Annotated in this window: 8 protein-coding genes; 3 read left to right on the forward strand and 5 right to left on the reverse strand. The window is 65.6% G+C overall.

The window, feature by feature from the left end:
* Nucleotides 1-48: 48 nt before the first annotated feature.
* Entirely contained in the window at nucleotides 49-2,274 is a 2,226-nt protein-coding gene (locus tag VFA60_11475; protein HZQ92405.1) for an FdhF/YdeP family oxidoreductase, read from the forward strand.
* Nucleotides 2,275-2,750: 476 nt separating this feature from the next.
* On the forward strand, nucleotides 2,751-3,071 hold the full coding sequence (locus tag VFA60_11480; protein ID HZQ92406.1) for a hypothetical protein: 321 nt from the start codon (nucleotides 2,751-2,753) through the stop codon (nucleotides 3,069-3,071).
* A gap of 106 nt (nucleotides 3,072-3,177) precedes the next feature.
* Here the strand turns inward: VFA60_11480 and VFA60_11485 are convergent, their stop codons facing one another.
* From VFA60_11485 to VFA60_11505, 5 genes are all read right to left on the reverse strand, one after another.
* Nucleotides 3,178-4,095, reverse strand: coding sequence for a TIGR00730 family Rossman fold protein (locus VFA60_11485; GenBank protein HZQ92407.1), 918 nt, complete (start codon nucleotides 4,093-4,095; stop codon nucleotides 3,178-3,180).
* A gap of 151 nt (nucleotides 4,096-4,246) precedes the next feature.
* On the reverse strand, nucleotides 4,247-4,576 hold the full coding sequence (locus VFA60_11490) for a hypothetical protein (protein ID HZQ92408.1): 330 nt from the start codon (nucleotides 4,574-4,576) through the stop codon (nucleotides 4,247-4,249).
* A 102-nt stretch (nucleotides 4,577-4,678) separates the two neighbouring features.
* Entirely contained in the window at nucleotides 4,679-7,393 is a 2,715-nt protein-coding gene (locus VFA60_11495; protein ID HZQ92409.1) for a tetratricopeptide repeat protein, read from the reverse strand.
* Nucleotides 7,394-7,921: 528 nt separating this feature from the next.
* Entirely contained in the window at nucleotides 7,922-9,757 is a 1,836-nt protein-coding gene (locus tag VFA60_11500; GenBank protein HZQ92410.1) for a sodium:solute symporter family protein, read from the reverse strand.
* Between the two features lie 102 nt (nucleotides 9,758-9,859).
* The gene (locus VFA60_11505) at nucleotides 9,860-12,130 is read right to left on the reverse strand and encodes a M28 family metallopeptidase (protein HZQ92411.1); all 2,271 of its coding nucleotides are present in this window, start codon (nucleotides 12,128-12,130) and stop codon (nucleotides 9,860-9,862) included.
* A gap of 267 nt (nucleotides 12,131-12,397) precedes the next feature.
* Between VFA60_11505 and VFA60_11510 the strand changes: the two genes are divergently transcribed.
* Complete coding sequence (locus VFA60_11510) at nucleotides 12,398-14,167, forward strand: M20/M25/M40 family metallo-hydrolase (protein HZQ92412.1); 1,770 nt, start codon at nucleotides 12,398-12,400, stop codon at nucleotides 14,165-14,167.
* Nucleotides 14,168-14,285 lie beyond the last annotated feature (118 nt).

A 14,285-nucleotide genomic window follows, 5' to 3' on the forward strand; every position in this document is an offset into this window, starting at 1 on the left:
CCTCACCATTCGCCGGTCCTTATCTTCGTGAAACGTGAAACGCGAAACGTGAAACGTTCTTCCCACTGGGTCAGCCTCGTCCCCTATGGCCTGAACCAGCAGCACCCCAACAACTACAAGGACATGCTCGACGCGTTCTGGGAGAACCGCGACAACCTGGGCTACGCGTGGCGCATTCTCCGCGACGGCTGCTGCGACGGCTGCGCCCTCGGCACCAGCGGCATGCGCGACTGGACGATGAAGGGCGTCCACCTGTGCGCCGTGCGCCTGCAACTGCTGCGGCTGAACACCATGCCCGCCATGGACTGGCGCCTGCTCGAAGACGTGGAGCGGCTGCGCGGCCTCTCGGAAAAACAACTGCGCAAGCTCGGCCGGCTTCCCGTGCCCATGATTCGCCATCGCGGCGCGAAAGGATTCCGCCGCATTAGCTGGGACGAAGCCCTCGATGCGGCCGCGCAGGGCCTGAAGCAGACCAACCCGCATCGCCTCGCCTGGTACGTCACCTCGCGCGGCCTCACCAACGAGGCCTACTACGCGCATCAGAAGGTGGCACGCTTCTTCGGCACGAACAGCGTGGACACCAGCGCCCGCGTCTGCCACGCGCCTTCGACCGCCGCCCTGAATGCGACGGTCGGGGTAGCGGCGACCACGTGCTCCTACTCGGACTGGATTGGCGCCGACCTGCTCGTCTTCGTCGGGTCGAACGTCGCGGCCAATCAGCCGGTCGCAACCAAGTACCTGTACTACGCGAAAAAGGCCGGCACGCGCATCTTCGTCGTGAACCCGTACCGCGAGCCCGGCATGGACCGCTACTGGGTGCCCTCAGTCACCGAGAGCGCGCTGTTCGGCACGCAGATCGCCGACGACTTCTTCCTCATACGCACCGGCGGCGACATTCCATTCTTCTACGGTGTGCTCAAGCACCTGGTCGAAAACAACTGGCTCGACCGCGAGTTCATCGCCGAGCGAACCATCGGCTTTGCAGACGTCGAGGCCAAAGCCCGCGCGTTTTCCTGGGAAGAGCTGGAGCGCGGCTCGGGCCTCCCGCGCGCCGACATGCTGCGCTTCGCCGAATCGTTCGGCCGCGCGCGTCACGCCATCATGGTGTGGAGCATGGGAGTCACGCAGCATCGCCACGGCAGCGACAACGTGCGCGCCATCGTAAACCTGCAACTGGCGCGCGGCTTCGTCGGACGCCCCCACACCGGTCTCATGCCCATCCGCGGACATAGCGGCGTCCAGGGCGGCGCCGAAATGGGCGCCCAGCCCGGCGCTTACGTTTTGGGGTCAGCCGTAAACGAAGACAACGCCCGTCGCTTTTCCGCCCCAACCATGTGGGGCTTCGAGCCGCCCGCGTGGAAAGGAATGACCGCCACCGAGTGCATCCTCGCCGCCGAGCGCGGCGAACTCGACGCGCTGTGGCAATCGGGCGGCAATTTCGCGCAGACCTTACCGCAGCCCGACCGCGTGGACCGCGCCCTCGGACGCGTTCGCCTGCGCATTCACCAGGACATCGTCGCCAACCGCTCCATGCTCGTGGATCCCGGCGAAACCGTCGTGCTGCTGCCCAGTCGCACCCGCTACGAGCAGCGCGGCGGCGGCACGGAAACCAGCACCGAGCGCCGCGTCATCTACTCGCCGGAGATTCCCGGCCCGCGCCCCGGCGAAGCGCTCGACGAATGGGAGATCCCGGTCCTGGTTGCCCGCAGGGCCCACCCCGAGCGCGCCAACACTGCCTTCCCATGGCAAAACACGCAGGACATCCGCGGCGAAATCGACCGCGTGTGCCCCGCCTACCGCGGCATCGGGTCTCTCAAAAGAAAGGGCGACAACTTCCAGTGCGGCGGCCCGCGCCTGCTTGGCGAAAGCTTCCTTACTGCCGACGGCAAGGGCCACTTCAGCGCGGTCAACCTGCCCGATCAGAACATCCCCGCCGGCCGGTTTCTGCTGTCCACCCGCCGCGGCCGCCAGTTCAACAGCATCGTGCACGCCGGCTTCGATCCGCTCACCGGCGCCGAGCGGGACCAGGTCTTCATGTCGCAGGTTGACGCCGACCAGCTCGGCGTCGCCGATCGCGATCCCATCCTGCTGCGCAATGAACTGGGAGAATTTCACGGGCGGGTGAAGATCGCCGAAGTCCGCCCCGGCTGCCTGCAAGCCCACTGGCCTGAGGTCAACGGGCTGATCCCCGCGGGCCAGCTCGACACCAGCGGCGTGCCGGACTACAACGCAATCGTGGAAGTGGTTCCGGCGCGGCCGAGCTCCGGCACCTAGCATTCGGCAATTAGCATTGGGCCCCTGAAAGCCCGGGCGTTCGCGGCCAACTGCCAAATCCTAAGTGCTAAGTGCCACCGCACCCGATCACCCGCGCCGGCCGATGCGGTCGCGGCGCCCAGCGCGGCGCCGTGGCGCAGTCCCCGCCAGGAACAGCGCCATCCCAATGTGCATGGGGTTGCGGACGTACTGGTAGAAATCACGCCAGACAAGCCGTCGCGGCGGGCCGAACGGAGCCGGTGTCCCGCGGCCTGCCCGGCCAAAGTTTTTGTACGAACGAATTTCGCGGCGCGCGGGTTCCCAGCCGGGGATATAATCTCGCCAGCCTCGTCCTCGTCAAAAAAGTTTTCCACCACTCGCCGGCCCGAGTTGCTGCATCCAATCCAGCACAGGCCGCTGTCAGTCTCAATTGCCGGCATCACGCGACGCCGGGATGTACGCCACGTACTGCAATCCTGTCCCTCGGGAGGCCCGCCATGCTATCCAAGTGCGCCAATCCAGGCTGCTCGGCGAAGCTTCGTTATCTGAACCAGGGCAAGATCTTCCGCGTCGAGTCTGACGTACAGGGCTTCCCCGCGCGCCGCAGGCCCATGCAGCGCGCCCTCGCCCCAATCGCCACGGTGGCGCCCGCGCCGCAACCTGAAACCGTTGCGGACCTGATACGCAACGGCGCCCCTCGCGCCGAGTACTTCTGGCTTTGCGGCCCCTGCGCCCGCGAGATGACCGTCTCGGTGGTTGGCGAACAGGTCGTCCTCATGCCGGTCTGCGCGGCATCCGCCCAAGCGGCTGCGTCGTAAAACTTGCAGCAATTAGCACTTAGCATTTGGCCCCGGAACGACCGCGCCCGGCAACCTATCGTTTGCCAGGCGCCGATTGGCCGCTGCGAATCGCCAACTGCGGTTTTTACGGCCTTGTCTTCGCGATCTCCGGCGACTTGGGTTTGCCGCCCGGCTTGCCCAGGTGGTATTTGGTCAGCCCGTCGCGCAGGAATTCAAACGCCTCTTCCGGTGAATCGGCGAAGCGGAAAAGGTTCACGTCGGTGGGCGAGATGGCCCCGCTGTCCACCAGCGCCTCGAAGTTGATCACCCGCTTCCAGTAGTCCCGCCCGTAAATCACCACCAGGATCTTCTTCGCCAGCTTGTCGGTCTGCGCCAGCGTCAGGATTTCGAAGAGCTCGTCGAGCGTGCCGAAGCCGCCGGGGAAGATCACCAGTCCCTTCGCCAGATATGCGAACCAGTACTTGCGCATGAAGAAGTAGTGGAACTCAAAGTTCAGCGCGGGCGTGATGTAAGGGTTCGGCAATTGCTCGAAGGGCAGCCGGATATTCAGGCCGACGGTCTTTCCGCCCGCTTCCCACGCCCCCAGGTTGGCGGCTTCCATGATTCCCGGACCGCCGCCGGTGGTGACCACGAAGCGGTTGCGCTTGAACGGAAGCTGGATCGACCACTTGGTCAGCATGCCCGCCAGTTGCCGCGCCGCCTCGTAGTAGCGCGCCATCTCGACCGCCGCCCGCGCCAGCTTGACCTGCAGTTCGTCGGCGTCGCCCTCGCCGCGCCCCGGCGTTTTGGGCTGCTGATCGGGCGCCGCCGGCTTCGCCGACCCGGGCTTTTCCAGCAGCTCAAGCGCATGCTGCGCGTCGGAGTGGCTGTGGAAGCGCGCCGAGCCGAAGAACACAACTGTGTCCTGGATGCGCTCGCGCCGGAACCGCGCCAGCGGCTCCAGGTACTCGGAGAGAATGCGCAGTGGACGCCCGTCCGGACTCTCCAGAAAGGCCCTGTTTTCGTATGCGAGCGGGGCGCGGAAGCTCTTAGGCTTGTCCATGGAAGCAGTTGCCGGTTGCCAGTTGCCGGCCGTCAGGAGTTTACAGTTTACAGTTCACAGTTTGCGACACGAAAACGCAGCCCGATCCCGCGGTGAAGACGCGTGGAAGAGGATTGTGAATGTGAACTGTGAACTGACTGGCAACTGGCAACTATTTCTCGCGGTAATGCACCGCTTCCCAGATGCCGATCCAGATATCGAGCAGTCCCATGCCCGACATGGCGCCGCGCACGAAGTTGTGCGCCGCCAGTTCCCGCAAGCCGGGGAAGCGCGCCAGCAAGCCATTGCTGGTCCACACCGGCAGCCAGGGCAGCACCACCAGCAGCATGCCCAACTCGATACAGAAGATGACGAAGATTACCAGGAAGATGCGCTGCGTCCAGCGCGACATGCGGGGCACGGGCGCGCGTCCGGCGCCTCCTGCGGAGGAGCTGACCAGGTAGGGCTGGGCGGGCTCGGCGGTGTCGGTAAAAAGGCTCAACCGCGAATGGATGGGAGCTTCAGCCCGCGAGCTGCCGTCGTCAGCGGAGGCGCCGGTGCGCCTTTGAGGGGCCTGTGGCGTTGAGTCCATCCAGACCGGATTCTACGCTCGCAGCGCCTTGATGCGCTCGGCCACGTCGCGGTAGTCGATGTTGCTGCCGTACACTTCCATGAACTGCTGCAGGGCCGCTTTCTTGTCGCCCGCCGCTTCGTGCGCCGCTCCCATCTCGTAGCGGATGGCCATGCGCGTCTCTTCATCCACCCCCGGGGACTTGATCGCCCTCTCGAACCACTTGATGGAAGCCTGTGGGACGCCCTTTTCCACGAAACAGTTGGCCAGCCACGTATAGGCCTGCACCCGATCGCTGAACTCGGCGCCGTTGTCGAGCGCGCGGCACACCTTTTGCAGCTCGCCGATGGCCTCGTCCAGCAGCCCCATCTCCTTGAAGGCGACCCCGAGGTTGTAGTGCGTTTGCGGATCTTCGTCTTCGGGTGTGGCTTCTTCCACGCCCTCTTTGAATTCCTCGAACAAGTCGGAGAGCACCGACTTCTCTTCCGCGGCTGCCGCCGCAGCTGAAACCGGCGCCCCTGCAGGGGCCGCTGGCGGGGCCGGCGGAGGCGCGGCCGGCGCTTTCGCTGCCGGCTTGGCGGGAGCCGGCGGCTCGGCCACGGCGAAGTCGTCGCCCAGCGACGATTCCAGGTCCGAAACCAAATCTCCCAGCGCGCTGGTCGACGCCGCCGCGGCCGCCTGCCTCTGCGGAGCCGGCGGAGGCGCGGCGCCTGCCGGTGGTGGCGGAGGCGGCGCAGCTTCCACAACGGGGGCGACCGGCTCCGGTGCAACCTGGGCCGGCACGCTGCCGGCTTCGATCTGTGCGCGCAGGTCACGAATTTCGGTGGACTCGGGCGCCGATTCAGCGGCCTTCGCCAGGGCCGAGCGCGCCTCGTTCCACATGCCCTGCGAAATGTAAAAGCGCGCCTCGTCGAGCAGATCGGTGACCGTTGAAGCGACCGGCGCGGCCCTGGCCGCGGCTTTCGCAGCGGCTTCGGCGGCGGCGGCTTCGGCGGCGGCCGCCTTGGCCTTGGCGGCTTCTTCCGCCTCGGGCGTGCCCGGCTCGGGCTCGGCCACGGCCATGCTCTCCCACTCGGAGGAGAGATCGATTTCCTTGTGCGTCGGCTGGGCTTTCGGAGGCGGCTCGGCAGCCGGCGCCTCGACGGCAAACTCGGCCGCCGCGGCAACGGCGGACACAGGTTCGGCCGGCCCGCGCGCGCGATAGCGAGTGGCCATCTCGCCGTACTGCGTCGCCTGGTCGGCAAATCCCGCCTCGGAGTAGACCTCGCTCAGCACGCTGCAGCAGCGCGCCGCGTCGGCGTACCGGCCCGCGCGCACGTACAGCGACGCCAGGCGGTGGTTCATGCGTGCATCGCGCGGCGCCTTGGGCAGCGCCGCCTCCAGCGGATCGATCGCCTTCTGCGGCATGTTGTAGGAATCGAGCAGCTCGGAATCGGTCAGCGCCGCCTTGATCGCATCGCCGGTCAGTTCGTCGTACTCCTGCACCAGGTTCGGCGCGGTGATCTCCAGCTCGTCGACCATGAAGGCCTGCGAGCCTTCTTCCTTGGAAAGCTCGCGCGTGGCCGGGTCTTCGCCGAGCTTGGAGACCATCTGGCGATAGTGCTGCATGTGGAGCGCGTTTTCCGGCTCCATCTTCGCCAGCTCCTGGTAGAGGTCGCGCGCCTTGGCGAGCTGGTTGGTCTGCACGTAAGCGTGCGCCAGCAGCTCGGTGACCTCGCCCAGGTTCGTGCTCTCCCCGGCGCGCTGATAGAGCGAAAGCAGCATCTCCAGCGCCGCCGGATTCTCCTTGATGCGCGCGATCGAGCCGTGCAGCGCCCGCAAGGTCGCAGCCGCGTTGCCCTTGAGCAGGCGGTCGGCATAATTTTCGTAAACCCGCAGCGCGCCTTCGAAGTTGCCGCCCGTCATCAGCGCCTCGGCATACGCGGTGATGCCCGCCGGATCGTTGTGCACCGTGAGCAGCTTCTTGGCCACCGGCTCGGCCTCGCCCAGGTTGCCGGTCATCAGCCTGGCCTTGAGCAGCAAAGTGAGCGCTTCGGGACGCGAATCAATGTTGGGGATCTGCTCCAGGTGCTTGACGGCGGCGGCCGAGTCGCCCGTTTCAACGGCAATCTTCCCGCGCAGCAGCAGCGCCGCCGTGTTCGTGGGCTCGATGCGCAGCACGCGGCCCAGCGCTTCGTCGGCCGAATCGTGCGCGCCGCGCTGATACAGCGACTGCGCCGCCGAGAAGAAGATGTTGCGCGCTTCGTCCTTTTTGTCCAGACGCAGGTAGAGGTCGGCCAGCTTCGACTGCATGGCCGCGTTCTCCGGATCCAGTTCCAGCATCTTCTGGAAGATCTTCGCCGCCTGCTGCAGCTCGTTGACGCGCATGTACAGGTCGGCCACCTGCATGTAATGCGCGCGCGCATCGGAGTAGAGGCCCTGCTGCGTGTAAAGCTCAGCCATACGCAGGATGCAGTCGGTCGACGTGTTGCTGAGCTTGGTGATCTTCTTGTACATGGCGATGGCTTTCACCGTGAAGCCGCCGCCCGCGTACGAATCGCCAACCTTCTTGAAGTAGCTGATGGCCTGCTCGGTCTGTCCCAGCCGCGCGTACAGGTCGCCGATGGTGTTCAGCACCGTCAGCTCTTTGGGGTCTTCCTTGGCGACCTTCAGGTACTCGTTGATGGCATTCTGCAGCTTGCCCTGCTGGACGTACTTCTCCGCCGCCGCCAGGACCTTCGTCTTGTTAAAACCGAAACCGAGCACCATGTTGCAGGACTCCCTGCTGAAACCGCGCGCCCAGCCACGCTCCCAGGCGCAAAACGCACAGGCGTGCGCGAGGCACGCGGGCCGCAAAACGGCTGCCTGTGAAGCGCGTCGGACGGGTACCGGCCCTCCGGCCTTTGCTCGGCGCCGGCGCCGGTTCTGGGGGCCCATCCGTTCAGGGTTCACCCCGAACAGAGCCACTCTGGACGGGGTGTAAGGTAACACAGTTGGTAATGGGACAGGAAGGTGCGCGGGAGGGGTTTGAGCGAGTTGTCAGTTGCCGGTTGCCAGTTGCCAGTTAAACCCCTAGGACTGGAGCGAGGCTATCAAGCCGTTGATAATTCGGCCGTGCATCTCTTCGCGTGGGAAACAGGCGCTGGCGGCATAGACTTCTTTCACGAAAACGATTCCCTTCTGCCAGGCGACAGGGTCTCGATCACTGTTCGGCATGGTCCCCTCTCCCGTTCTGACAACCGCCAACTCTCGAGGGCGGTGTTTCAACCGGCAACTGGCAGCCGGCAACTGACAACTTTATCGTGTCGTTCGTGCGGACTTGCCCGCAGCGTTCTCCGCTCCCCACCCCTGCCGCTCCAGGTTCCAGTACAACCCGCCGGCGCACGCCGCCGCCACAACCATAAGCCCCACCCCAAGCCCCGCCTCGTGCAGCAGAATCTTCCCCACCCCAAACAGCGCCGCGTACACCATCCCGCAGCCCAGCACCCACGAGAGCAGGTTCGCTCCCAGGTCGCGCGTGCGCGGCACGTCGGGCGCTTTGGCCGCCACCGGATGCCATCCCGCCGCGTGCGGACGCACCTTCCGATAGAAGCGCATCAGCACGTCGTCCGGCTCCGGCCGCGTTGCAAACGTGACGATGACCCAGACAATGCTGGTCACCGCCGTGGTCACGATCGCGTTCTCGGCCGACACCAGCGTTGCCGATCCATGAAATGGCTCGGCCATCCGCAGCGCCAGCGACACCACCAGCGCCGTCGCCATCGCCGCGATCTCGCTCCAGGCGTTAATGCGCCACCAGTACCAGCGCAGCAGATAGACCGCGCCCGTCCCCGCGCCCAGTTCCAGCACCCACTGCCAGCCGGCGCGAATCGACGTCAGCCCCCACGCCACCAGCCCTGATGCGATCACCAGCAGCACCGTCGCCACCCGCGACGCGTTCACGTAGTGCGCCTCGCTGGCGTCGCGCCGCAAAAAGCGCCGGTAGAAATCGGCCACCAGGTACGACGCGCCCCAGTTCAGCTGCGTCGCCACGGTCGACATGAACGCCGCCAGAAATCCCGCGATCACGATTCCCATGAACGCATGCGGCACATGGTCGCCCACAATCCGCATGTATCCCGATTCCGGCTGCTCCAGGTTCGGATAGAGCACAATCGCCGCGAGGCCCGTGAGGATCCACGGCCACGGACGCAGCCCGTAGTGCGCCACGTTGAACCACAGCACCGAGAGCAGCCCGTGGCGCTCGTCGCGCGCGCTGAAGATGCGCTGCGCAATGTATCCGCCGCCGCCCGGCTCCGCCCCCGGATACCAGAACGCCCACCATTGCAGGCACAGGAAAACCAGGAACGTCAGCACCGGCACCGTCCACAGCGGCGCTGCCGTGATCGCGCTGGAATGCGGCAGAAGCGCCGTCGGATCGCCAGCCCCCGCGCCGCCCGGCTGCGCGATCGCCACTTGCCGCGCCATGCTCAGCTTCGCCAGCAGCGCGCCCATTCCTCCGGCCGCGCTCACCGCGTAGTAGGCCACCACAATCACGATGCCCATCTTCAGCACGAACTGGAACAGGTCCGTCCACAGCACGCCCCACAGTCCGCCGAGCGTGACGTAAATCCCGGTGAACGGCACCAGCACGAGCACGCAGATGAGCGTGGCCTGCAAATTCGAAACCCCCAGCAGGTCGTGGAGGATGGTGATCATCGCCTTCGCCACCCATCCCAGGATGAGGCAGTTCATCAGCAGCCCGAGATAGACGGCGCGGAATCCGCGGAGGAACGCTGCCGGTTTGCCCGAGTAGCGCAGCTCGGCGAACTGCACGTCGGTGAGCAGCTCCGATCGCCGCCAAAGCCGCGCGAAGAGAAACACCGTCATCATTCCTGACGGCAGAAAACTCCACCACAACCAGTTCCCCGCGATGCCCTGCGTGTACACCAGCCCGGTGACCAGCAGCGGAGTGTCGGCGGCAAACGTCGTCGCCACCATCGAAGTGCCGGCCAGCCACCAGCTCACGTCGCGTCCGGAGACAAAGTAGTCCTCCGTGCTCTGCCCCGATTTGCGGCGGAAATACAGCCCTAGGATGAGCGTGATCAGCAGGTAGCCGGCAACGGCAGACCAGTCGAGGAGTGTGGGGCGCATGGGTGGCGCGATTAAACCACAAAAAATCCGCCACAGAGATACAGAGTCACTGAGCTGCTCCGTGTTTCTTCCTGATCCTGTGCCTCTGTGCTGGACGTAGAACTACTTCGCCGCCTGCTCCAGCTTCTCCGCCGCCGAATCGATCAGCGCCGCCGTGCCTTCCAGCATCTTGCCCACGCGCGCGGCCGCGGCGTCGGCTTCCGCCCAGTTCTTCTGCTCGATCGCTTCACGCACTGCGGGAATCGTCTTCACGCCGTAGCCGGTGTAGAACCCCGGCGCGTAGAGCTGGTGCTTGAACCACGGACGAATCGGCAAGCCCGCATCCAGCGTCAGCTTGCGCTCGCTCAGGATGAGCTGCGCGTTCAGCGCCGCCATCGAACTCTGCGCCAGCGGCGCGCCGCCGTTCTTGCGCGCGCGCGTCATCGCCCGGTCGTAGCGCTCGGCGGCACGCGCCAGCGCGTCGGAACCGTTCTCCAGCGGCGCAAAGTTCAGGTGCGGAGGCGCCGGCTCCGCCTTCGGCGCCACCAGCGGACGCTTCACATCGTTGGTCGCCGCGAACACGCCTTCCTCAATCTCCTTGTTGGTCTCGCGGATCTTGTCGGCCTGGTCGTCGGCCAGCTTCTCGATCTCCTTGATGTACCGCTTCACCGTGTCGGAGAGATTGGTGAAGGCGAACGGCAGCACGTCGGCGTTGGCCAGCCGCATCACCGCCGTGCCCGCCGTCTGCGAAAGGGCGCGCCCGTACTTGAAGTCGGTGTCGGAAAAATGCGTGAACCAGTAGAAATCGTCGTAAATCGAGTGGTAGATCCCGCCGAAGTCCTCGCCGCCGAAGCCCAGGTTCAGCGACGCAATCCCCAGGTGGTCGAGGAACGCCGTGTAGTCGCTGCCCGAGCCCAGCGCGTTGATGCGCAGGTCGGCCTTCTTGCGCAGCGTCTCGCGGTCCTCCGCGTTCTTGGCTTCAAGGATCCGTTGCAGCTTCAGCCGCTGCCAGATCGGCATGTCTTTTTCCGGGTCCTGGATGTCCCGCGCCACCTCGTTCACGAACTTCTCCAGCGAGTGCGACCCGACCGCCTGCAGATACCCTCGCCCGTTGCCGTCGCTGTTGATGTAGGCCACCGCTTTCTGCCGAAGCTCGTCGGCGTGCTGCTCGGCCCATTCGGTCGAGCCCAGCAGGCCCTCCTCCTCGCCGTCCCACGCCGCATAAATAATGGTGCGCTTCGGGCGCCAGCCCTGCTTCAGCAGCTCGCCGAACGCGCGCAGCTCCTCCATCATCGCCACCTGGCCGGAAATCGGATCTTCGGCGCCGTTCACCCACGCATCGTGATGGTTGCCGCGCACGATCCACTCATCCGGCAGCGTGCTGCCCGGGATGCGCGCGATCACGTCGTACAGTTTCACCGTGTTCCAGTTCGACTTCACCCGCAGGTGCACCTTCGCCGGCCCCGGCCCGATGCGATACGTAATCGGCAGCGCGCCCCGCCAGTTCGCCGGAGCAACCGGCCCGGCCAGCGCCGCCAGCAGCGGCTGTGCGTCGCCGTAGCTGATGGGCAGCACAGGAATCTTGGTGAAGGTCTTCACGTCCTTCATGTCGAGCCGCTTCGCGCCCGGCACCGCGCCAATGCCCGGCGTCAGCGGATCGCCCGGATACAGCGGCATGTCCATCACGCTGCCGCGCTGCACACCGTCCGCCGGACGCCATGCTCCCGCGGGAAACACCTCGCCCTGCGCGTAGCCATCGTCTTTCGGATCGGAGTAGATCAGGCAGCCGACCGCGCCGTGCTCGGCCGCGACCTTCGGCTTGATGCCGCGCCACGACTGCCCATAGCGCGCAATCACGATCGCGCCCTTCACCGAAACACCCTGCCGCTCGAGTTCCTCGTAGTCCGCTGGGATGCCGTAGTTCACATACACCAGTGGCGCGGTCACATCGCCGTCGGCGGAATAGGCATTGTAGGTGGGAAGCTGCTCTTTGATCTGGTCCGACGTCGGGTCCTGGGTCAGCGCCGGCTCCTGCAGCTTGGCCGTGAAGCGCGTTGGCTCCACCAGCTCCACTTCACGCTCGCGCGGCGTGGGAAAGAGCACGTCGAAGTTCTCGATCTGCGACTGGATGCCCCACGACTTGAACAGCTCGAAGATCCACTCCGCGTTCTCCTTGTCGAACGCAGTTCCAATGTGGTGCGGCCGCGACGAAAGCCGTCGCATGTATTCGCGCTGGTTGTCAGCCGAAGGGATGGCGCGAAACTTCGTTTCCCACTCGCGCTGGCTGCGCGCCGCAGCGTCGGAGTAGCCGAGCATGCCGTTGTCCTCGGCCGCGCCGGCGAAGCTGAAGACGGCAAGTACGAGCAAGAGAGCGGATGAAGCGCGTCGAAACATCAGTCCTCCCGAAAACAGCAGTTGGCAATCAGCAGTTAGCAATTGGCACGTGGCAGTCAGATTTGGCCGTCAAGCGCGGACCCTAACGGCCCAATGCCAAGCGCTAAATGCTAAGTGCCGAAGTGGAAAAAGCCCGCCATTATAGAGGCTGCCCTGCGCCAGTGATATAGTTCTCTGGCCTGAATTCCTGATTGGAAATTTCCCGCCGCCAGAACGTTAGCGCGACCTTTCTGTTCCGGTGCTCCGGGTCTTAAAGAGGAAATTGCCATGTCCACGCAGTCGCAGCATCTGCGCCGCCTGCTGGCGGCGGTCGTCACCATTGCGCTCGCCCTCATTCCGGCCGCGACCGTTTACGCCGCAGCCGCCGCGAATTCCACCGACGATCCCGACCTCGACGTCCTCACCCGCATCCGCGACGAAGGCTTCCGCCGCTCCAAGGTGATGGAGATCATGAGCGAGCTCACCGACAACATTGGCCCGCGCCTCACCGGCTCACCCAACGTGAAGCGCGCCAACCAGTGGACGCGCGACCAGTTCGCCGCCTGGGGCCTGGCCAACGCGCACCTGGAGCCCTGGGGCCCGTTCGGCCGCGGATGGTCGCAGGAATACGTCAACGTCCGCATGACCGCGCCTGACGTGGCGCCGCTCATCGCTTATCCGCTCGCCTGGTCGCCCGGGACCAACGGCGCGGTCAAGGGCAAGGCCATTGCCGTGAAAATCGAAAAGATCGAAGACCTGGAGAAATACCGCGGCAAACTCGCCGGCATGGTCGTGCTCAACGGCGACATGCGTGACGTGAAGCCGCACGAGAAGGCCGACCTCAGCCGCTACGACGACAAGTCGCTGGCCGAAGTCGCGGCCTACGATCCATCGCCGGAACGGCGCGGCGGGCCGCAGGGTCCGCAGACCCGCGAAGAGTTTGCCCGCCTCCGCAAGCTGCGCGAGGCCGTTCGCCAGTTTTGGGCCGATGAAAAAGTCCTCGCCGTGGTCGAGCCCAGCCGCGGCGACGGCGGCACCGTCTTCGTGCAGGGCGTGAGCAACGGCTGGCGCAACAACGGCCAGGCGCTGGTCCCCACCCTCTCGATGGCGATCGAGCACTTCGGTCGCATCTCGCGCCTTCTCAAGCGCGACGTGCCGGTCGAGCTTGAACTCGACGTCCGCACCAAGTTCTATGACGACGCCGCCACGCAGTACAACACCATCGCCGAAATCCCCGGCGCCGATCCCAAGCTGAAAGACGAAGTCGTGATGCTGGGCGCGCACCTCGACTCCTGGCACACCGGCACCGGCGCCACCGACAACGCCGCCGGCAGCGCCGTCATGATGGAAGCCATGCGCATCCTTAAGGCGCTCGACCTGAAGCCGCGGCGCACCATCCGCATCGCGCTCTGGACCGGCGAAGAAGAAGGACTGCTGGGCTCGCGCGCCTACGCCAAAGAACACTTCGGCTCGCGCCCCGATCCGAGTCCGGAAGAGCGCGACCTTCCCGCCAACCTCCGGCGTGAGTCCGGCCCGCTCACCCTCAAGCCCGAGCAGGCCAAGCTCGCCGCCTACTTCAACGTGGACAACGGCACCGGGCGCATCCGCGGCATCTACTGCCAGGAGAACGCGGCGGTCGTGCCCATCTTCGAGCGCTGGTTTGAGCCGTTCCGCGACCTGAGCGCCGGCGCCATCTCGCTGCGCAACACCAGCGGCACCGATCACCTCTCGTTCGACGCCGTCGGCCTGCCCGGCTTCCAGTTCATCCAAGACGAGGTCGAGTACTCCACCCGCACGCACCACAGCAACATGGACGTCTACGAGCGCATCCAGCGCGCCGACATGATGCAGAACGCGGTCATCGTGGCGTCGTTCGTCTACAACGCCGCCATGCGCGACTCGATGCTGCCGCGCAAGCCGCTGCCGGCGTCCACGCCGGCCCGCGGCCCGGAGCAAAAACGCGCCGAAAACCCGACGCAGACCATCCTGCCGGCGACGCCGGCGTCAGGATCAGGGGCGGCGGCGGGAGCGGCGAGTGGAGGGGAGAACCAGAAATAGCCATTGAACGGGTGGAGCGGGCCTTCAGGCCTGCTTTCGACCCGAATCTCGACGATGTAGCGGCGGGCGCCCTCGCCCGCCGTTTTTTCGCCGAATTCGGCCGCTCTTGCCTTCGGTG

It is taken from the genome of Terriglobales bacterium, assembly GCA_035651995.1.
Classification (GTDB): domain Bacteria; phylum Acidobacteriota; class Terriglobia; order Terriglobales; family Acidobacteriaceae; genus DASRER01.

Coding starts and splice junctions, on each gene's coding strand:
- VFA60_11495 (HZQ92409.1), bottom strand. CDS start 7,393: ATGGTGCTCGGTTTCGGTTTTAACAAGACGAAGGTCCTGGCGGCGGCG.
- VFA60_11500 (HZQ92410.1), bottom strand. CDS start 9,757: ATGCGCCCCACACTCCTCGACTGGTCTGCCGTTGCCGGCTACCTGCTG.
- VFA60_11480 (HZQ92406.1), top strand. CDS start 2,751: ATGCTATCCAAGTGCGCCAATCCAGGCTGCTCGGCGAAGCTTCGTTAT.
- VFA60_11485 (HZQ92407.1), bottom strand. CDS start 4,095: ATGGACAAGCCTAAGAGCTTCCGCGCCCCGCTCGCATACGAAAACAGG.
- VFA60_11505 (HZQ92411.1), bottom strand. CDS start 12,130: ATGTTTCGACGCGCTTCATCCGCTCTCTTGCTCGTACTTGCCGTCTTC.
- VFA60_11510 (HZQ92412.1), top strand. CDS start 12,398: ATGTCCACGCAGTCGCAGCATCTGCGCCGCCTGCTGGCGGCGGTCGTC.